13 protein-coding genes and 6 pseudogenes are annotated in these 17,928 nt (G+C 59.0%); 10 read left to right on the top strand and 9 right to left on the bottom strand.

Translation table 11 applies throughout. The features are described from left to right. The first annotated feature begins 54 nt into the window (after positions 1-54). Both JHW44_RS13705 and JHW44_RS13700 read left to right on the top strand, forming a co-directional pair. Positions 55-909 carry a MurR/RpiR family transcriptional regulator gene (locus tag JHW44_RS13705; protein WP_089346035.1) on the top strand — a complete coding sequence of 285 codons (855 nt, stop codon included), beginning with the start codon at positions 55-57 and terminating at the stop codon, positions 907-909. Between the two features lie 50 nt (positions 910-959). Next, positions 960-3,989 carry an aminotransferase class III-fold pyridoxal phosphate-dependent enzyme gene (locus tag JHW44_RS13700; RefSeq protein ID WP_179217808.1) on the top strand — a complete coding sequence of 1,010 codons (3,030 nt, stop codon included), beginning with the start codon at positions 960-962 and terminating at the stop codon, positions 3,987-3,989. A gap of 119 nt (positions 3,990-4,108) precedes the next feature. Here the strand turns inward: JHW44_RS13700 and JHW44_RS13695 are convergent, their stop codons facing one another. Then, entirely contained in the window at positions 4,109-5,413 is a 1,305-nt protein-coding gene (locus JHW44_RS13695; protein WP_089346033.1) for a glutamine synthetase family protein, read from the bottom strand. 342 nt (positions 5,414-5,755) lie between these two features. On the opposite strand from JHW44_RS13695, the pseudogene JHW44_RS13690 reads away from it, so the two are divergent. The 4 genes and pseudogenes from JHW44_RS13690 to JHW44_RS13675 all read left to right on the top strand — a co-directional run. Continuing rightward, positions 5,756-5,995, top strand: a pseudogene (locus tag JHW44_RS13690) (transposase); the annotation flags it as partial. Positions 5,996-6,223: 228 nt separating this feature from the next. Then, positions 6,224-6,721, top strand: coding sequence for a hypothetical protein (locus JHW44_RS13685; RefSeq protein WP_179217805.1), 498 nt, complete (start codon positions 6,224-6,226; stop codon positions 6,719-6,721). After that, positions 6,645-7,013, top strand: a pseudogene (locus JHW44_RS13680) (transposase); the annotation flags it as partial. The gene JHW44_RS13685 and the pseudogene JHW44_RS13680, both read left to right, overlap by 77 nt. 153 nt (positions 7,014-7,166) lie before the next feature. Next, positions 7,167-8,137, top strand: a pseudogene (locus JHW44_RS13675) (IS3 family transposase). A gap of 39 nt (positions 8,138-8,176) precedes the next feature. On the opposite strand, the pseudogene JHW44_RS20475 reads toward JHW44_RS13675, so the two are convergent. The 4 genes and pseudogenes from JHW44_RS20475 to tnpA form a co-directional block, all read right to left on the bottom strand. Continuing rightward, positions 8,177-8,326 (bottom strand): annotated as a pseudogene (locus JHW44_RS20475) (IS256 family transposase); the annotation flags it as partial. 120 nt (positions 8,327-8,446) lie between these two features. Then, positions 8,447-8,962, bottom strand: a pseudogene (locus tag JHW44_RS13665) (transposase domain-containing protein); the annotation flags it as partial. Between the two features lie 60 nt (positions 8,963-9,022). Further along, entirely contained in the window at positions 9,023-9,373 is a 351-nt protein-coding gene (gene tnpB / locus JHW44_RS13660) for an IS66 family insertion sequence element accessory protein TnpB (protein WP_039133247.1), read from the bottom strand. Next, on the bottom strand, positions 9,370-9,777 hold the full coding sequence (gene tnpA, locus JHW44_RS13655; protein ID WP_089346031.1) for an IS66-like element accessory protein TnpA: 408 nt from the start codon (positions 9,775-9,777) through the stop codon (positions 9,370-9,372). Before tnpA ends, tnpB begins: the two co-directional genes overlap by 4 nt. 78 nt (positions 9,778-9,855) lie before the next feature. Here tnpA and JHW44_RS13650 point away from each other — a divergent pair, with 78 nt between their 5' ends. Together JHW44_RS13650 and JHW44_RS13645 are read left to right on the top strand one after the other, a co-directional pair. After that, positions 9,856-10,407, top strand: a complete 552-nt coding sequence (locus JHW44_RS13650) for a TRAP transporter large permease subunit (protein ID WP_179217807.1) — start codon at positions 9,856-9,858, stop codon at positions 10,405-10,407. A gap of 22 nt (positions 10,408-10,429) precedes the next feature. Beyond that, positions 10,430-11,317, top strand: coding sequence for an MBL fold metallo-hydrolase (locus JHW44_RS13645; RefSeq protein ID WP_089346029.1), 888 nt, complete (start codon positions 10,430-10,432; stop codon positions 11,315-11,317). Positions 11,318-11,785: 468 nt separating this feature from the next. Here the strand turns inward: JHW44_RS13645 and JHW44_RS13640 are convergent. Then, positions 11,786-12,301 (bottom strand): annotated as a pseudogene (locus JHW44_RS13640) (IS6 family transposase); the annotation flags it as partial. 1,607 nt (positions 12,302-13,908) lie between these two features. On the opposite strand from JHW44_RS13640, the gene JHW44_RS20470 reads away from it, so the two are divergent. Both JHW44_RS20470 and JHW44_RS20465 read left to right on the top strand, forming a co-directional pair. Next, a complete protein-coding gene (locus JHW44_RS20470; RefSeq protein WP_143811508.1) occupies positions 13,909-14,115 on the top strand; it encodes a Hint domain-containing protein in 207 nt (68 codons plus the stop codon). After that, on the top strand, positions 14,072-14,245 hold the full coding sequence (locus JHW44_RS20465) for a Hint domain-containing protein (RefSeq protein WP_089346026.1): 174 nt from the start codon (positions 14,072-14,074) through the stop codon (positions 14,243-14,245). The genes JHW44_RS20470 and JHW44_RS20465 overlap by 44 nt, the downstream gene beginning before the upstream one ends. 207 nt (positions 14,246-14,452) lie before the next feature. Here JHW44_RS20465 and repC read toward each other — a convergent pair whose 3' ends face one another. The 3 genes from repC to repA form a co-directional block, all read right to left on the bottom strand. After that, positions 14,453-15,604, bottom strand: coding sequence for a plasmid replication protein RepC (gene repC, locus JHW44_RS13635; RefSeq protein ID WP_272850324.1), 1,152 nt, complete (start codon positions 15,602-15,604; stop codon positions 14,453-14,455). Positions 15,605-15,781: 177 nt separating this feature from the next. After that, a complete protein-coding gene (gene repB / locus JHW44_RS13630) occupies positions 15,782-16,744 on the bottom strand; it encodes a plasmid partitioning protein RepB (protein ID WP_089346024.1) in 963 nt (320 codons plus the stop codon). Further along, the gene (repA, locus tag JHW44_RS13625; protein WP_089346023.1) at positions 16,741-17,928 is read right to left on the bottom strand and encodes a plasmid partitioning protein RepA; all 1,188 of its coding nucleotides are present in this window, start codon (positions 17,926-17,928) and stop codon (positions 16,741-16,743) included. The genes repB and repA overlap by 4 nt, the downstream gene beginning before the upstream one ends.

Here is a 17,928-nt window from a genome sequence, read left to right as displayed (position 1 = left end):
TTATCTTTCTGAATGATTTTTTTCTTCTATACTCGACCCAAAGAGGAGGACGACATGCAGGTACGTGAACGCATTTCCGGTATTGAGAACGAGCTGACGACGGCCGAGCGCAGGCTCAGCACAGCCTTGCTGTTGGACTATCCCTTTGCCGGGCTCGACACGATTCAGGCCCTTGCGGAAAAGACCCAGACATCGCCGCCCACCATCTCGCGCTTTGTCTCCAAGCTGGGCTTTGGCGGCTATCAGGACTTTCAGCGGCACCTGATCGAAGAATTGAAAGAGGGCAAACGCTCGCCCCTGGACCTGCATCGCAGCGACCGGCCATTGATGGGCAATGTGCTGGAAGATTTCGTCACCCGCGCGGGGCGTGTCGTGTCCGAGACTGCCGAGTCGGTCACAGCCGCACAATTCGAACGCCTGACCGAGATGCTGGCCGACCCCAAGCGCGCCATCTATGTGATCGGCGGACGCATCAGTGACGCGCTGGCGCTGTATCTGTCACGCCATATGCGGCAGATGCGCGCCAAAGTCTATCACCTCCCCGCCGACCCCGAGATCTGGCCCGAATATCTGCTGCGGATGAAATCTCGCGACGTGTTGTTTATCGTCGATTTCCGCCGTTATCAGCCCAATCTCTGCCATCTGGCGCGGCGGGCCAGCGAAGGCCCCGCACCGCGGATACTGCTGATGACGGACAAATGGCTGTCTCCCGTCTCGAAATATGCCAGCGAAGTGATCGCCACGCCGATCGACAGCGGCACGGTCTGGGACAGCTATTCCGGCGCTCTGGTCCTGATGGAAGCGATGGTCACCAAGATCGCCGAAGACACATGGGACAATACCAGCCGCCGGATCGAGGCATGGGACGCCATGCGTCTGGACAGCGACGACACCGACATGGACGAATGACCCTGCCCGACTTGACCACCGGTTCCACAGATCAGCCAATACAGGACGACATGCCATTGTTTGACACCGCCCCGCCTTCGCTCTCGCCCAACGAAATCCAGACCCTTGCGGCCAGCCAGTTCGGGATCACCGGCAAGATCACCCTGCTGAACTCCGAACGCGACCAGAACGCGCGCCTGACCGCCCATGATCAAAGCTATGTGCTCAAGATCACTCACCCCGACGAGGATGCCAGCCAGCTTGAGATGCAAAATGCCGCACTGGCGCATCTGGGCGAAAGGGGAGTTTCGGGCACGCCACGGCTTGTGCCGACGCTGTCGGGCGAACCGATGGCAAAGGTGGCGATAGACGGCACCGATCACCTTGTGCGGCTGGTGACCTGGCTGGAAGGACCCTTGCTCAGCCAATCTCCCCGCAGCGCTGCGCAGCTGCAGAATCTGGGCGCCTTCATGGGGCGGCTGACCGCCAAGCTGCAGGGCTTTGGTCATCCGGCGTCCTTCCGGCCCGATTTCGTCTGGTCGCTGGATCACGTCGCACAACTGCGGAACTGGACGGGGGATATTGCCGACGCCGAAAACCGCGCCCGTGTCGAGGCCCTGTTCACCCGCTATGAGGCAGAGGTGGCACCGCGCCTTTCGGGTCTGCGGGCATCAGTCCTGCATCAGGATGCCAATGACAACAATGTCATCACCGATCCCGCCAATCCCGATCTGGTGACCGGTCTGATCGATTTTGGCGACATGGCCTTTGGCCGCACCGTCAATGAACTGGCCATCACCCTGGCCTATGCGCTGCTGGACGCGGAAGATCTCTACACGGCCATCCGGGCGGTTGTCGCGGGCTTTGCAAGCGAATTTCCGATCACCGAAGACGAGGCCGATCTGGTCTATGACCTCATGCGGATGCGGCTGGTGGCAAGCGTCTGCATCTCGTCGCGCCAAAGCAGGCAATATCCCGAGAACGACTATCTTCTGGTCTCGCAGGCCCCGGCCTTCCGCCTGCTGGAGCGGCTGGACCGGATCGACCCGCGCTTCATGGTCGCGCTTTGCCGTCGTTCGGCGGGCTTTGCGGCCATCGCCACGGCTCCGGCGATCCGCGAAGCGCTGACGCAAGGCAGTTACGCGCCGATCTGCCAGCCCGACATCCGCCGCAGTGCCCGGATCGCGTTGCAGGCCGATGGCAGCCGTCCCGACATGCCCAGCTATGCCGATCCTGCCTTTGACGCATGGTTTGAGCGGCAACGCCCTTCCCACACGCCCGGATGCGTGGCCTTTTACGGCATTGGCCCCTATGGCGAGCGCCGCGACATCTATACCGCTGCGCAATTCGCCGACAGCGCCAGCCCCGAAGGCCGCAACCGTCATCTTGGCATCGACATTTTTGCCAAATCCGGCACAGCGGTTCACGCGCCGCTGGACGGGGTGGTGCGCCTTGCCAGCTATAATGCCGATCCGCTGGATTACGGCCATACGCTGATCCTTGAACATGAAACCGACGACGGCACACCCTTCTTCACCCTCTACGGCCATCTGGCCAAGGACCGGACCGGCTGCGCTGAACCCGGCCAGACAGTCCGCGCGGGCGAGGTGATCGGACATTTCGGTGACTGGTCCGAAAATGGCGGCTGGTCTCCGCATCTGCATTTCCAGATCATGACCGACATGCTGTCGCAGACCGGCAACTTCTTCGGGGTCGGCCATGACAGCCTGTGGGAGGTCTGGCAGGATATCTGCATCGACCCCAATCTGATCCTCGGACTGGCCGGGGAAAGTTTCACCATCGACCCCAATCCGCCAGAACGGCTGCTGGAACGCCGTGCAGAATGTCTTGGGCCGTCGCTCTCGGTGTCCTATCGCAACAAGCTGAAGATCCTGCGCGGCAGCGGTCCCTGGCTGATCGACTATACCGGGCGGGCGCATCTGGATGCGGTGAACAACATCACCCATGTCGGACATTGCCATCCCCATGTGGTCGGCGCTCTGGCCCGACAGGCCGCCACGCTGAACACCAATACCCGCTATCTGAGCGAACCGATCCTCGATTTCTCGGAACGGCTGGCCGCCACCCTGCCCGAGGGGCTGGATACGCTGTTCTTCGTCAATTCCGGCTCGGAGGCGAATGAACTGGCCTTCCGCATCGCCCGCACCGCCATTGGCAAAAAATCCAGCGTGGTGCTGGACTGGGCCTATCACGGCAATACCGGCGGCATGGTCGATGTCAGCCCCTACAAGTTCAAGCGCAAGGGTGGCTTTCCCAAACCGGATTTCGTCGAGATCGCCGGTTTCCCCGACCCCTATCGTGGCCCGCATAAAGGCATGTCCGTCGAGACCGGACAGGCCTATGCGGCCGAGGTCGCCCACTGTCTGGACGCGATCGAGGCTGCAACCGGTGACGGCGCGGCAAGCTTTATCGCGGAATCCATTTCCGGCGTCGGCGGACAGGTCATCTATCCCGATGGCTATCTGACCAGGGTCTATGAGCTGGTCCGCGCCCGCGGCGGCCTGTGCATCGCGGATGAGGTGCAATGCGGATTTGGCCGGGTAGGCAAGCATTTTTGGGCCTTCGAGCTTCAGAATGTCGTGCCCGATATCGTGGTCATGGGCAAACCCATCGGCAATGGCCATCCGCTGGCCGCGGTGGCAACAACGCGCGAGCTGGCGCAGAAATTCTGCACCGGCATGGAGTATTTCAACTCGTTCGGCGGCAATCCGGTGTCCATGGCCGTGGGCATGGCGGTCATGGATGTGATCGAACAAGAGAATCTGCAAGCTCGTGCCCTGACAACCGGGGAACATCTGCTGCAGGGTCTGCGGGAACTGGCCAGCCGCCACGAGATCATCGGCGATGTGCGCGGCCAGGGCCTGTTCTGCGGGATCGAACTGGTCCGCGACAGGGAAACTCTTGAACCTGCCACGCAAGAGGCCGAGGAAATCGTGAACCATCTGCGCGGACAGGCGGTGCTGATCTCGACGGACGGGCCGCTGGAAAACGTCTTGAAGATCAAGCCGCCGATGGTATTCGGCATCGCCGAGGCCGATATCCTGATCGAGGCGCTGGATAACGCGCTGAGCGATCTCTAACCTTGCGACAGGGCTGACCCTGCCCAATCAAAGAAAAACGCGCGCCGATCTCAGGCGCGCGGCTGAATGTTCGGAATTGTCACCTCTGACGAAGGCCATCTCGCAAGGGCCGTGCCGCTTCAGTAGGTGCTTTCATAGGCAGCGCAGCGCGCGGCAGTATTCATATCGGCCAGATGGGCCAGTTCAGCCGCCTTGTGTGTCCTGTAGACCGGCAGGAAATCTGCCGGGAACCAACTGCGCACGACATCCGAGCTTTCCATCCGTTCCAGAGCCGCTTCAAGGCTTTCGGGCAGGCGGATATAGCCCCGCGCGGCCAAAGCCTCGGTTGACAGCAAGGACAGGTCTTCCTCGGTCGGCGCGGGTGCGGGCAGGTCCTCTTCGATCCCCTGCACTCCGGCATGGACAATGGCCGCCAAGGCCAGATGCGGACAGGCCGCAGCATCGCTGGCGCGATATTCGATATTGAATTGGCGCGCGATCGAGGCAGGATCCTTTCCGGTTACCGGACATACCCGCAGGGATGCCTCACGGTCACGGAAACCCAGATTGTTATAGGCGGCAGACCAGCGATGCGGGGTCAGCCGCTCATAGGAAATCACCGAGGGCGCGGTCAGCGCGATGATCTGGTCAAGATATTTCAGCACCCCGGCAGAAAAGGCCGACGTCAGACGCGACATGCCACAGGGGCCATCGGGATCATAGGTGACCGGCGCGCCCTGCTTGTCGAGAAAACTCATGTGAACATGCACACCGTTGCCGACTCCGGCGGGATCGCGGATCGGGGTAAAGGTGGCCGCCTCGCCGAAATGCCGCGCGGTCGAGCGGGTCATCTCGCGCAGGATCACGGCGGCATCAGCCGCGCGCAGTCCCTGATCGGGACCAATCACCACCTCGTATTGATTGGCACCATATTCCTTCATGATGCTGTCCGGCTTGATCCCCGCCGCGGCCAGCCCGGCCATCAGCTCTTCCAGCATCGGGCGCTGCAGCTCGAACCCCTCACGGCCAAAGCCTTGATTGTCCAGCGCGGGCACCCCCCTCAACTGGAACTCGTGTTCGAATGCCGCCAGCAGCGACACATCGGCCACCCGCTCCAGCCGCGCCAGCGCGGATTTCAGCAGGGAACGGGTGCAGAAATCCCAGGGCTCACCTTCCAGCGTCACGATATCGCCCAACACGAAATGCTCGGTCACATCGCCAAAGGTCATCCGCGCCTCGGCCTTGGGATCGGGGACCAGCAACAGGTCGCCCAATGCCCCGAACGGGCTTTCGCCCATCACATCGAAACAGGTGATCTGCACATTGGTCGGCGTCCAACCCACCCCACGCCGCATGCGTTTTTCCAGCTGATCGGCGGGAAAGGCCTTGCCGCGCACCTTCCCGGAAATATCGCAGGTGGCAGCGAAAATAAGCGGTAATGTCATGTTCTTACTCCCCGGTGGGCTGCAGCAGCAGGCAGCAGCGCAACCATTCTTGTTCAGAGAACAGTATTTGACATTATTTTTCTAAACAAGAATTATTTGGCGTTATTGAAAATTTCTTATCTTCTTTGAATTCGACGGGATCGTGGGGGCCGACAGAGGAGAACAGGCCAATGGAGACATCCCATCGGCCCGCATCCATGGCGATCCTGGTTGGTGGCTATTTCATCGAACCTGTTTCAACCGAAATTCCCCAAGTGGCCTGCCGCTTGGCGGCAAGATTGGACCTGTCGCGGTTTGATGCCGCTCCTTTGATAGCATTTACTGCACCAAAGGAGACTGACTATGGGACTGAAACGGACGGACGAATTCCGCCAAGATGCGGTGCGTATCGCATTAACCAGCGGGTTGACGCGTAAGCAGGTGGCTGACGATCTGGGTGTTGGCATGTCGACGCTGAACAAATGGATTACGGCGCACAGAGACACAAATGTGGTGTCGAAGGAGGATATAGGCCTCGCCCAAGAGAATGACCGGCTTCGCCGCGAGAACCGCATTTTCAAGGAGGAAAGGGAGGTGTCAAAAAACCGTTCCGGGCCGCAGCCCGCCTGTGCGCGGTAGCAACAGCCTGTGTTGCGCTCGCGGCGAAGGGCAGTTGCCGCTGGCTTATTGGTGGGCTCGACCCCGTCAAAAAACGTGGCACATGGGCTGATGCGCACTTGAGAGTGGTGACGCTGTCTTAACGGCGATCCTGATCAGGAAGATGACGAACTTGCGTGGCCCAGGCCCTTCGCCTTGAACGGAGGATATGCCTTGACGAAGCGCAAGACCGGCGACCACCCGGATTTGAAGATGGTCAATCCCAATGCGGCGGCGATCGACATCGGCTCGACCATGCACATGGCCGCTGTGAGCCCCGATACGGACACCATACCGGTGCGCGCCTACATGCGCCAACGGGAACGGCTCACCGAGTATGGGGCTGCCCATATCCAGCACATGCAGAAGGCGTTGATGGAGATGAACCTGCAATTGCATCATGTCGTCTCCGACATAACTGGCGCAACAGGCATGCGGATCATCCGCGCGATTGTCGACGGTGAGCGTGACCCTGAGGTTCTCGCCGCCTTCCGCGACATCCGCTGCAAATCCTCTATGGACACAATCAAGGCCGCGCTGGTCGGCAATGACCGTGAAGAACCCATATTTGCCCTGACGCAGTCACTGGAACTTTATGACTTTTACAAAGCGCAGATCGAGGCCTGCGACCGGAGGCTGGAGGCGGCAAGCCGCGCTTACTGTTCGGGCTGAAGGTGATCTGGCTCCGCTGCCCAAGGCTCGGATCAAAGGCAAGCAGCACAACGCACCGTCCTTCGATGTTAGGGCCGCACTTTACGGGGTGTTGGGCACAGACCTGACGCAAAGCCACGGTCTTGGCCCATCGCTGGCTCTGAAGCTGGTTGCCGAATGCGGCACGGACCTGCGCGCCTGGCAGAGCGCCAAGCACTTCACGTCCTGGCTTTGTCTGGCTCCGGGCAACAAGATCTCCGGCGGCAAGTTGCTATCCTCGCGGACACGCCGGTCCTCCAGCCGCGCCGCTGCACTCCTGCGTCTGGCAGCAGTCACGATTGGCCGAAGCGACACGGCATTGGGCGCGTTCTATCGACGTCTCTCGGCACGGATTGGCAAGCAGAAGGCCGTCGCGGCGACAGCGCGCAAAATAGCCGTGCAGTTCTACAACGCCATCCGCCATGGCATGACCTGCCAGGATCAGGGGGCGACAGGTTACGACGAGCGACACCGGCAACGCCTACTGTCAAACCTTCAACGGCGCGCCAGGACCCTCGGATTTGCATTGGCGTCCATCCCCGGGACAGCAAGTGTTTCTCAGGAAGGCGGCAATCTTCTTCGCGGGTCAAAAGCAATGAGATTTCAGTTCATCGAAGAACACCGGGCTGCGTTTTCCATTGAGCTGATGTGTCGGGTCATGGCTGTCAGTCCGCGCGGTTTGCGAGCATACCGCAACCGCCCTGCCAGTCGCAGACAGCGGTCTGATCTGGTCACGCTTGCGCACATCAAAGAACAGTCGCGTCTCAGTCTGGGCAGTTATGGCAAGCCACGAATGACCGAAGAGCTGAAGGAGATCGGTCTAAATGTGGGGCACCGCCGCGTAGGCAGGCTGATGCGTCAAAACGGCATATCAGTCGTAAGAACCCGAAAACACAAGGTGACCACGGACAGCGACCATAAGTTCAACTTCGCGGCCAACCTACTGGATCGGGACTTCACCGCAGATGCGCCAAATCAGAAATGGGCAGGCGATATCAGCTACGTCTGGACCCGCGAGGGTTGGCTGTATCTGGCTGTGATCTTGGACCTGCACTCACGCCGCATCATTGGTTGGGCGGTCAGCAATAGAATGAACCGGGACCTGGCGATCCGAGCGTTGAATCCGCCCAATATTGTTCGCATGACTATCAGAAGATCCTGCGACAGCATGGGTTCAATGTGTCGATGTCTGGGAAGGGCAACTGCTACGACAACGCCGTCGTTGAGACGTTCTTCAAAACCATTAAAGCTGAGCTGATCTGGCGGCGGACATGGGAAACGCGCAGGCAGGTTGAAATGGCCATCTTCGAATACATCAATGGCTTCTACAATCCGCGGCGCCGTCATTCAGCATTGGGGTGGAAAAGCCCGGTCGCCTTCGAACGGAAGGTGGCTTAAACGAGCACTTGGAGCGGCACAAAAGCGGGACAGGTCCACATAGCCCAGATGCTCGGTCAGTTCCGCACCCAGCATCCGCTCCATCAACTTGACCTTCAGTTCCTTCATCAGGCCCTGATCGCCCAGCAAATCGTCCGCGTTCTCAACGCCACTAAGCAGCTCGTCTAAAACTTCCTTGGAAATCGTCATTATCGTCATGCTCCTTCAGTTTGGAAGCATGGGCCAATTTACTCATACACAGAAGATCGGACACTCTCGCGGTTGGCTGGTTCGGGCGGCCCTCGAACCGGTGGCGGACTCGCCCTCACTCTCGCAGGCCCGGCAAGTGAACTTCTCGCGCACGGTCTGGATCACCTTCCACTGACGCGGGATCACCTCCAGCGTCTCGGTGACATCTTCACCCATCTTGACGATCCGGTCCGAGCCACAGCAGGCGCACGCGGCGGGTGCCTCGACAACAACCCGCTCGCGCGGCAGGTGATCAGGGAATGGTTTGCGCGCGGGGTGACGACGCGTAAAGGTCCGGACCGTGCTGGCTTTCTCAACGGCTTGTTCTGCGGCCAGGGCATCCTCGGTGGCCGCCGCTTCCAATTCCTCAAGCTGCAACTCCAACTGATCGATCAGCCGGGCGCGTCGTTCTGACGAGATGCCGTATTTGTCGCGGCGCAGCCTGGCGATCTCGAGCTTGAGCTCCTGGATCATCGCTTCCGCGCAGGAAATGACTGCACGGGTCTGTGCCAGCTCGCTTTCCGCAACCTGCGCACGGGCCTCTGCGGCGGCCAGGGCGGCGCGCAATTTGGCGAGTTCGGAGACGACATCAGACATGACCAATATCTACCAGCCGGGGCCGCGGAACACCAATAAAAACAGGCCCGATGGAACAATTTATCCAGCTTTTGCAGGACGTTGCGTCCAGCGCGGATTGCGCCAGTCGATCCCCTCCAGAAGATAGCCCAGCTGTGCCGCAGAGATCTGCACCGCCTCGCCGGACCGGCTCACCGGCCAGATGAACTTGCCCGCCTCCAGGCGCTTCAGATACAGCGACATGCCCACACCATCATGCCACAGGATCTTGACCAGATCGCCCTTGCGGCCTCGGAAGCAAAAGAGCTCGCCCGCATGGGGATCGCGGCCGAGCCCTTCTTGCACCTGCAGCGCCAGCGTGTTCATGCCCCGCCTCATGTCGGTGACGCCGCCCGCAATCCACACCTTCACGCCTGCCGGAAACGCGATCATTGCCGATCCACCACTGCCAGAATCCGGGCAAGCGCTTCGGGCTCCACACCTACCGGCACGATGAGCCGGCGCCCATTCGGCAGGGCTATCTCAACCTGACAGTCCGAAGGCGGACACGGATCAACCGGATTTGCTTGCGACGCGGGAGCTCCCTTTGCCACGGTCACCGGCGCGAACGACACAGGGCGAGAAGACCCAAGCTCGCCGTTTCGATACTGCCGCCGCCAGGTGGTCGGGAGCGACCGGCAAATGCCATGCCGCCGCGCTGTGGCTGCCGCTTGTCGGTGGCCGATAAGGCTCTCCTCCACAATGCGAAGTTTATCATCATCTGACCAATACCGGCGGCGATCACCATCGGCAGCTGAAAGAATTTCGATTTGAGGGCGGTTATTAAAGTCGGACATAAGGCCGGACTTACCATCGGATCGATCCCGAGATCAGACGGCCGACGCCGGAGCCTTACGAACCAGCTGTTTCCCCTTTTGCTGCTGGCAGCCGCCGCCTGCCTGGTGTTTGGCTTGGGCATGCCAACGCCAGCCGCCTATTCACTTGTGGCGGTTCTTGGCGCGCCCGCTTTGGTGCAGTTCGGCGTCGATATCCTTGCCGCGCATCTCTTCGTCTTTTTCCTGGCCAACCTGTCTGCAGTTACTCCGCCTGTTGCTTTGGCCTCATTGGTGGCGGCCAAGCTCGCCGATGCCGGTTACATGCGTACTGCAATCCTCTCGGCAAGGCTGGCGCTGCCGGCATTCATCATGCCGTTCTATTTCGTCTTCTACCCGCAGTTGTTGCTACAGGGCAGTTCGCTGGTCGGCACGCTAACAGTCATTGCATGGATGATGGCCTGCCTTGTCGCCTTCAATGCGGGCTTTTGCGGCGCATTGTTTCGCAAGAGGGTTTCCGGCCTGCAACGTGCCCTGTTGATCGTTGCGGCTATCGGTCTGGCTCTGCCTCCGCCCTTGGCCAAGCTGGCCGGCGCGTGTCTGCTGACGGCGATCATCCTGCAGGATCTCGCATCATCCCAAACACAATCCTAAACAAACTGACAGGACAATAACGATGAAATTCACCATTCTCGGCTCGGGGACTCCCGCGCCATCGCTTCGTCGCATGTCGTCGGGTTATGCCCTTGAGGTCGGAAATGACCTGCTGGTATTCGATCATGGCGCGGGAGCGCACCAACGCTTTCTCGAGGCGGGGCTAAAGGCAGCCGATGTCACACACTGCTTTCTGACGCATTATCACTATGACCATATCATGGACCTCCCCCGGCTTGTCCTCACCCGCTGGGATCACGGGCAACCCGGAGCGAACCCGTTGAAGATATTCGGACCAGACCCGCTAACACAGTTGCTGGACAGGTTTTTTGGCGAAAACGGTGCATTCGCATGGGACATCAATGCCAGGATCGACAGTCCCGCATCGCAGGCTGTCTATCGTGTGCGCGGCGGAATCCTGCCACGACCTGGCCCGTCGCTGACACCAAGACAGGTTACCGTGGGCGATGTCATCGAAGGCGACGGCTGGCGGGTCATTGTCGGCCCGGCCCGTCATGTTCAACCCGTTCTGGATTGTATTGCCTATAGGATCGAAACGCCGGAGGTGACGATAGTCTATTCCGGTGACAACGGTGGAATTTATGAACCCTTCATAGAGTTTGCCAAGGGCGCGGATATCCTGATCCACATGAATCATTTTCTGTCGGGCACAGAGGCCGATCAAGACTATCGCATCATGAGCGGATCACATCTTGATAACGCGGAAACGGCCAAACGCGCAGGCGTAGGTACTCTGGTCCTTACACACTTGCAGCCGAATTTCGACAGGCCGGGCGTCACCGAGAAGATGCTCGCTGAAATTTCCGAAATCTACGGTGGCACTGTCATCGTAGCACAGGATGCCATGGACCTTCCCCTGCAACCCGCATGCAATGAACTGGCAGATTAGGTCTCACTGTCAAGTGCCTGATCTTGGCAGCCGGGCGCATATTGGACCGTTGTCGATATGCGCCCGAGCTATCGAGCGATGGCTGAAAATTGTCAATGAGCGTTCGAAACTGACCCCATTTCAGCGTTTGATTTTGGGTCTGGCTCAGATTTGGTGCAGCGATGACGAGCCTCACACGATAACTGGGCAATCTCTGAAGGAGGTTGTCCATGGCGTCACTGTTTTCACGACGGGATTTTTTGCCGGCCGGTTTGAAGGTCGTTCAGGTCGAGATTGCCGGGGCCACGATCCGGTTCCACTCGCGGTCGACCAAATCTGCGGCGGCCTGCCCGCGCTGTGGTACGGTTTCACGGGTTCTGTCAACTTAACTCGCCGGCCGCGAAAAGATGGCCGATCTTGGAGTGTCAGATGTTCGCGGCCTCCGTCCAGGCGTCGAAGGCTTCCATTCTGTGATAGCGTGTTGCGTTAGCGAAACGGCAAATGGCTGTTCTCGGCCCGATTGTTCAGGCCTTTGTAGGAGCGATGTTCAAGTCCGGGCGCGATCTCGCGTCTGGCCGCAGCGAAGGAACGCAGCTTGTCCGTGACAACCCGTTCGGGCAGGCCGAACCGCTTGATCAGCGCTTTCAACAGACGCTTTGCGGCACGCTTGTCGCGCTTGGATTGCAGGATTTCCTCCAGAACGAGCCCCTCTTGGTCAACCGCGCGCCAGAGCCAGGATTTCCGCCCCGAGATCATCACCACAACGTCGTCGAGATGCCAGACATCCCCCGGAGGCACCTGCCGCCGGCGCAGGTTTCGGGCGATCTGCGGGGCGAACTTCGCCAACCAACGCCGGATCGTTTCGTAGGAAACGTCAATGCCGCACTTCAAGAAAATTTCCTCGACTTCGCGCAGGGAGAGATTGAAACGGACGTACAGCCAAACCGCGTGCGCGATAATCTCTGGTGGAAAACGGTGGTGCTTGTAGCTGATGATCATGCTCATGCGCAGCAACTACGCAAAATTTCCAACGCTTCCAACAGGGTCGAGTTAATGTGACAACGCTGTCTAAGCGAGTATTTTTAATTTATTACGCGTCTTAACCGCACTTAAATCATTTAATGCGGTCTAAAATTTGATAGCAGAACAAATGCTCCTGCATTGAATTCTTGATGGGACTTATATGAGGCCCCCTACCCTCTCGGATCGCGCGCGATGCATGGAAACTGGAGATTAGCGCGATTGTAGGTGCGTTTCCTGCGCTTGCATTCGTTTACAAACGGTCGTTTCAGCATGTGTCCTGACGCGACCACTTTTTTGGTCGGATGGCGGATCGCGCGAAATGTCATTTGCGGAGAGCGGCACTTGGCCTGCGGAGAGGGCACCCAACTCCCCTGCCCCGCGCATGCGCCCCTCGTCCCTGCCAGCATTGGCGCCTACGACAGAGCGAATAGCCGGGGACAGCGGCCGAACCCCACCTGTTGCACCTCCAGCAAGGGGATTGAGGTCCCCGGCTCCATCCCAAAACTCTTGGCAGTTCTTACGCCACCACATGATTTCCAAGCTCCTCTCGGTCAGTTCGGCGCAGCTCATTCCTGCCCTTTGCAAACGGCACTCCAATTTAGAAGTCGGACCGACGGATCACCGCTCACATCGGGGGCTTGATCCTGACCCGCATGAACAGAGGGGTGCACCATTCGCAGCGACGCGGCATGATAGCCTTGCTGGAACGCAGCGCTTCCGAAGCGGGCTTAAGCTCATGCATGTTTGGGCTGAATGCAAGCCTGAGTGATCTTCGATCTTTGCGTTAAGGCGCCCTCGCCCGACTTACGGCGGCATAAAATATCCGCATCACGCCTTCCTATACGATGGATGGAAAGACTGCGCATGAAATGTATATTTTGAGACGTAGCACCGCAGGACGCAAAGACAGACCTGCACCCGCTTGGGGCAACGCATATTCCCAGCACACGGGATGAAGCGGGGATTTCATATATGCGCCGCGCCCTGCCCCACGCCGAACTCAAATCTCTCAAATCTGCGAGGACTTCCGCAAATCCGCCCGAATTTCAGCCGATTGCGATAGTGCGCAAGCGGCAAGAAATATCGCCACCCGGAGATGCATTCCATATCATTCGAAGGCGACAGCATTTGGACATGCGCGCCCGATACTTGTTCGAAGGGATATGCCTGACTTTGCAAGCGAAGCAACAGCATTTGGATCGTATTATAGTAATGTCGGCCTGAACGACACTGTGACCGTGAATATCGCCGCCGTCTTTGGCGGCACCATCACGGTAGATTTGTGATTTTTCAACGAAGAAATTGGGATGACATGTGAAAATATCCCGACCTGATGGGAGCTGGGCCTGGATGAAATCCAGGAAGATATCAACCTCGCGGCACCGCCATACATGAGCCTCGCATACAGAGTCTTCCATAGAACTGGGGACCGTGTCGGCACATTGAGCATTCGGGCCAATGATACGGGAGGCGTTCCGTGTCATTTAATGTCGGCATGATCCTGACCTCTGTGGCTCGGGTGCCGATCGAAACTCTGAACAAGGGGGATCTGATTGTCACTCAGGACCTCGCGGCGATCCATTCGTTGAATCGGGCGGCATGTTCTGGACGCCATCATATTGACGTGTCTGCCGAAACCTTGCCCGATCCGGATCGGGGCATCGGCTCTGGGACAAAGTCTTGCCGCTGAGGATCTGATCGTATCTCCGCAGCATCGCATCCTTGTCAGATTAAAGATCGGACGAAACCGAGGTGATATTCGCGGCAAGACAGCTACTGGAGGTGGAGGGCGTTGAAACTGCGGATGCCCTGACCGAAGCGCACTACCATCATCTTTTTCGGGATGAGCATGAAGTGATCATAGCGAATAGCACAGTAACCGGGTCATTCTATCGAGGGCCTCAGGTATTTCGCACTCGTTCATAGCGAGTGCGGCAATCGCGGGATCTGGTTGAGCCACATATTACGCATGGCAGCGGTCTTGTGATGGGAAGCCGTATCGGGGCAGGGCGCGTTCCTGTCGCGACGAAAGGATCCATTTTCGGGTATTCTGGCGCGCTAGATCCTTCAATAACGCGATATTTGTCCGGTTCCACCCAGATTTCCGCCGAAAAGCCGGTTCACAACACAGGTTCACAGCTGTGAACTCGGCTTATGCGCTGTTTTGGCAAGAGCCTGGATCATTGGCGTGACCGAGAATCTTCCATTTGCAGCCTTGGCCGTCAAGGATCGCAAATAAGCCCCCGGAGAGCGAATGCTGGTGAACCGTTGAAGTATCGCGGCCAGCGTGATTGAGGCAACCGTAGCACCCATTCGCTGCTTGGCTTCGTGCCAGACCTGCGACCCGATTCCCATCATGGGATATAATTGCTCTGTTGCCTGGTGCAGGTCGTTCCAGTTTCGGATTTCGTCTGCACTCATTGCCTGAACTTCATGGCATGCTGACAGGACTGTATCGAGCGCTGGTGTCGGGGCAGGGGGACTGTCCGCCGCAACCGTCTTTTCAGATTCAGAGTAATCTTTTTTTGTATTCTGAATGTGCTGCTCATTTTGGCTGTCGCTGCTGCTCAATTTAACTGTTTCGAGAGGGTTTTCGCTTAGCCCAAGCATGTCGAGACTTTGCGTCAACAGGTCTTTCAGCTCATTGATTTGTTCCAGGTTCAGCTTGCGGCGCAACAGCTTGCCACTCATCTCGGCGATGTCCCACAGGCGTCGTGTCAGCTTGCTGGGCAGATCGGGCTCGCTGTGAAGGGCATTCAACAGGTCGCGGCGCATCAGGCTGACGGTTTCGCGCTGCATGGCCAGCTCTGCAGCCTCGGCGCGCACCCGGTCTGCCGTCTGGGTGATGCGCTCGAACAGATAGGGCAGGGGGGTCAGATCGATCCCGAAGGCCCGTGTGCCCGAGGCGCCGCGCCGGACATATCTTTTGCCATTGGGGCTGTCACGCCGCATCAGCAGTCCGCTGTCGATCAGCCGCGCCAGATGGCGGCGCATGGTCGAGCAGGGCATGCCGTGAAGCCGCTCGCAGATGGTCGCATTCGATGCATGGATCACCATGCGTTCGGGTGAATCAAGACATGTTCCGGGATAGAAGCTGATCAGCGCCTGCAACACGGTCAGGTCGCGATCGCTCAGGCCAAATTCCTTGCGCGCGACCGAAAGCTCGCGCAACAGCTGCCATTTGTCGACGCCGCGCGGCATCGGAACATGGAACTCTGCACGGCTCTCCTGCACTTGCGCAGGGTCAGCCATGCGCCCAAAAGGCGTTATTGCGTAAAAAGTCATGATTTTTTGTCACGAAGACAAAGAAATCCCGCCCTGCAAATCGCAAAGGGACTTGCAGGTGACGACTCAGAGGATTACCTTGGACTTGCTACGATCAAAGGGTCTCGTGAGGTATGTGCCTTGCGGGGCCTTTTTCTTTGGCTTGCCTGTGCCTCCTTGTTGTTGCCTGCCTCGTCCTCAGCCGCGCTTCTTCCAGCGGGCGTGAAGGTCTTCGACCGATGCGGCGATCTGCTGTGCCAGCCAGTCCGCGAATTCCTCGTCACCGGTCTTGATGTCCAGCCGCATGCCGTCCCTGGTGCGTTTCAACTTGCCTGTCGCCGTCTGGCCCAGACGCAGGGTCTGGCTGGGCAGCCTTGGCGCGCTTTCAGGTTTCGGCTTTTTGCGTAAACGTCGGGTTACTGCATCGAACGCTGCAACCGAAGGATCCGCAACATCCGGCGATGTTTCCTGGCGGACCCGCACGGCCAGATCGATCAACTCGTCAATATTGACCTGCGTTTCAGCCAGATCATTGACCAGCGCCTCCCAACGGGGTCGTCCGATGCCATGGGCGGGGCCGATGGCATGGGCCAATGCGTCACCGACCGCGCGGGCCACCGAAAGTGACATCGAGATCGCTGATTTCGTGACATTCAGCACCTCGGCGACCTCAGCCTGGGTGCCGAAGCCGCTTTCCAGCAATTGTTGGGCAAACATGGCCCGTTCGATGAAACTCAGGTCGCGTCTTGCAGTGTTTTCAGAGGCTTGCGCGCTTATTGCGGTGCGATCGTCCATCGAGGCGATCATCGCCCGCACCTTGCCGACCTGATCCGAGGCGCGCACGGCCTCCAGCCGGCGCCGTCCATAGACCAGAAGATAGCGGTTGCTGTCATTGGGGTCGCGCCGAACCAGAATCGGCACGGTTTGCCCTACCGTTTCGATGGATTGGCGCAGGTCGTCGATGTCGCTGTGATCCATCCGGTCGGCCTTGCGGTCGTCCAGGATCTGTTCCGGGTCCAGCTCCCAGATCCGATGGCTGTCGACCGCATCGCGGGCCGAACGCAGCGCCCGGTTGCTGCCCATCATTGACGGCGGTGCCGCGGTCCCGATCTGGGACAGGCTGTCCAGTGCGGCCAATCGTTTCTTGCGGTTATCGCTCATTCGCGCCCCCAGGTCTTCTGGATCAATTGTGCGATTTCATCATTGACGGCATTCAGGCTTTCAATGGCGCGATCATAGGTGGATCGCGTGAAGGCCGAGCGTTCAACCTCGTAGAGCGTCTGTTTGGTCAGGCCCGCATCCGATATTGCCGTCGATTTCAGCATCGGCGCGTTCAAGACCTTGTCGCCATACATGGTGCGCAGAAAGGCCACGATGCGATTCTGCGGCGCATCGGTCGGCTCATAGCGGGTCAGCAGATAGCGCATCCAGTCATGGGACATATCCGCGCCGCTTTCGGCGATCACATCCATCAGGTCGGCCGTCATCCGCAGGAACTGGCTCATCGACATGACGTCCAGCATCTCGGGGTGGATGGTCACCAGAACGCCGGTTGCCGCCGACAGGGCCGACATGGTCAGAAAGCCCAGTTGCGGCGGGCAATCGATCACGACCACATCGTAATCATCATCGACCTGTGCCAATGCCTCGCGCACGCGGAAAAAGAAAAGCCCTGCGTTGCCCTGTGCCAGGGCGCGCGGGGTTTCATGTTCGAATTCCATCAATTCGAGGTTGCCGGGAATCAGATCCAGATTCGGCAGATAGGTCGGTCGGATCACATCCCGAATCGGTGCCGGGTCCTGATAGCGAATCGCATCATAGATGGTGCCGCCATCGGGCAGGTCATATTCGGGTTGCACGCCGTGCAGTGCGGTCAGCGAGGCCTGCGGGTCCAGATCGATCGCCAGCACGCGATAGCCTTTCAGGGCCAGGCGCTGCGCCAGATGGGCGGCTGTGGTGGTCTTGGCCGAGCCGCCCTTGAAATTCATAACGCCAATGACCTGCATATGGTCGCCATCGCGGCGGCCGGGCAGGTAATCACCTTGATTTCGTGCAGTTTTTTCTAGCAAAATGCGCAATTGCTGGATGTCCTGCGCAGAATAGAGACGCCGGTTTCCGCTGGTCAGGGCAGGCGAGGGGCCCTTGCCGTCCAGATGCAATTTGCGCAAATAGCTGTCATTCACGCCCAGCAGCGCGGCAGCCTCGCCCGAGGTGAACTTGCGCATCTGCTTGTGCGCGTCAGGCGGGAACAGGTTCTCGCGCTGTGCGTGCAACTGGTTTGCAAGCAGTTCCGAGTGTTGCCGGATGACCGCATTGAGGTCATCCTCTGCGAAATTCGTGCCCAT

It is taken from the genome of Paracoccus seriniphilus, assembly GCF_028553745.1.
Lineage (GTDB): Bacteria > Pseudomonadota > Alphaproteobacteria > Rhodobacterales > Rhodobacteraceae > Paracoccus > Paracoccus seriniphilus.
The sequence above is the reverse complement of the archived record's forward strand: the minus strand, read 5'-3'. Positions and strand labels throughout refer to the sequence as shown.

Excerpts from the sequence above, each read along its gene's own strand:
- JHW44_RS13705 (WP_089346035.1), top strand. The coding sequence starts at position 55 with ATGCAGGTACGTGAACGCATTTCCGGTATTGAGAACGAGCTGACGACG.
- JHW44_RS13700 (WP_179217808.1), top strand. The coding sequence starts at position 960 with ATGCCATTGTTTGACACCGCCCCGCCTTCGCTCTCGCCCAACGAAATC.
- JHW44_RS13695 (WP_089346033.1), bottom strand. The coding sequence starts at position 5,413 with ATGACATTACCGCTTATTTTCGCTGCCACCTGCGATATTTCCGGGAAG.
- tnpB (WP_039133247.1), bottom strand. The coding sequence starts at position 9,373 with ATGATCGCGTTTCCGGCAGGCGTGAAGGTGTGGATTGCGGGCGGCGTC.
- tnpA (WP_089346031.1), bottom strand. The coding sequence starts at position 9,777 with ATGTCCGACTTTAATAACCGCCCTCAAATCGAAATTCTTTCAGCTGCC.
- JHW44_RS13645 (WP_089346029.1), top strand. The coding sequence starts at position 10,430 with ATGAAATTCACCATTCTCGGCTCGGGGACTCCCGCGCCATCGCTTCGT.
- repC (WP_272850324.1), bottom strand. The coding sequence starts at position 15,604 with ATGACTTTTTACGCAATAACGCCTTTTGGGCGCATGGCTGACCCTGCG.
- repB (WP_089346024.1), bottom strand. The coding sequence starts at position 16,744 with ATGAGCGATAACCGCAAGAAACGATTGGCCGCACTGGACAGCCTGTCC.
- repA (WP_089346023.1), bottom strand. The coding sequence starts at position 17,928 with ATGGGCACGAATTTCGCAGAGGATGACCTCAATGCGGTCATCCGGCAA.